We start from the raw sequence: 1,694 nt of genomic DNA, 5'->3' as shown, positions 1-1,694 counted from the left end.
AAATTGTTCATATAATAACTATTTAAAATTGTTCTATCAAAACAACCTGTTAAAGTGTCTTGAGGGAATGTATCCCTATCATCTTCATCATAAACAATCGTGATTACTAATATTTTACCGTAATGGTTAATTTTCTGTCTAAATGTATAGTACGATTTCACTTTACCATTAAAATCAACCGATTCCCTTACCGTAAAAAAATTTGATTTGGATTCAATCAGATTCTTATCAAGAGTAATACAGCCTTTATATTGACCAAAAGTTTCATATACATCAGATAACGGCATACCAACCAAATCCGTACCCATAAAATCAATATGTGCTTGGTTATTAAATAACGCATTACCTTCTGAATCTCGAATAATAACGAGTCGGCTCATACAGTTTAAGTACGATTTGAAAAACAATATTTCTGGGCTGCTTGAACTAATCGATAATTTATTGTATTTTTTAATCAAATTTTCTTTTATTTCAGGTACACTTAAACACTCAGAAACTCGAGATCCTAAATTATTAAAATTATCAATTTCATGAATGTCATTGATTAATATTTCACATTCGGTTGCATCACTACATTTTATTAAATCATATAACCGTTTTTCTAAAACAAGTTTATCATTAACAAAGCATGTATTAACCTGTTGTTTATTCGTTATTTTTATATCTAGTAACGGTAATGGTTTAGAAAAAAAGAACCCTTGATATGTTACTTTCTTACCAAATGATTCAATTAAATCAAACTGTTGTTTGTTTTCAACCCGCTCTACCACTAAATGAAAATTATTTATATCTTCAAGTTCATCAAGAATATATTTTAGGTGTCTATAATTATAAAAATCGTTCTCTATATTTTTTATTAATGAACCATCGATTTTTATTTCATTAAACTCTAATGATAATACATGTTCTATATCAGAAAAACCTTTACCAAAATCATCTAAAGAAAATTTAATGCCGAGTGACTTGAGTAAATCCATTGACTCTTTAACTTTGATTAAAGATAAATAATCATCATTTTCTGTAATCTCTAACGTAATATCCTCTTCATTTTCTAAAATTTTAAACATCTCATGAATAAAAAAATCAGATTCTAAACTTTGGATAGAAATATTAATGGATACAGGAAAACTAAGCCCTACATTAGAATGATAGAGTCTTCTGTCTTCAAGCACTTTTGTAATAACAGATAAATCAAATAAAGGCTTATTAGTAATCATAGAGACATAGTTCTCTATATTTGAGGTCCCAGGGACTCGTAACAAAGCTTCTACGCCAATTATATTTCCACACTGGATTTTTGGCTGATATAAAAATGAACAATTAGAAATCAAGTAAATACCTTAGATAAAAAGACTCTTACGAGATGATACTAAAGTTATGTTTAGCTCATCACCAATAAGCCGGAATTTACAGGAATTAAGGTAAAACTCAAATTATAATTAATTACAATCGTTTGTAATTAATTATTAGACCATAAAACTAATGAAATGAATGAGTTATGGTAAAATTAATTATTATATGTACAAAAAAATCCTATTTTTTTCAGGTTTTTACTCGCTGTTGGTAGGGTAACAAAGCAAGAATCACCTAATGAGTATATATTTAATATATAGTAATTCGTGCCGTCATATGCATAAAGTTGTCCCTGAGATAAATCATAGTCAACAATAAATTTACTGGCATCACTTATCGAT

The 1,694-nt window shown here is 27.8% G+C and carries 1 protein-coding gene and 1 pseudogene; both read right to left on the bottom strand.

Annotated features, from left to right (window positions below; all coding sequences use genetic code 11):
• Positions 1–1,331, bottom strand: a 1,331-nt coding sequence (locus AACV33_RS02540) for an EAL domain-containing protein (protein ID WP_220488760.1), incomplete at its 3' end; no start/stop codon positions are given.
• Between the two features lie 176 nt (positions 1,332–1,507).
• Positions 1,508–1,694, bottom strand: a pseudogene (locus AACV33_RS02535) (TcpH protein); the annotation flags it as partial.

The organism is Aliivibrio sp. SR45-2 (assembly GCF_963890165.1).
GTDB classification, from domain to species: domain Bacteria; phylum Pseudomonadota; class Gammaproteobacteria; order Enterobacterales; family Vibrionaceae; genus Aliivibrio; species Aliivibrio salmonicida.
Note: the sequence above shows the minus strand (reverse complement) of the source record. Positions and strands in the feature narration are given on the sequence as shown.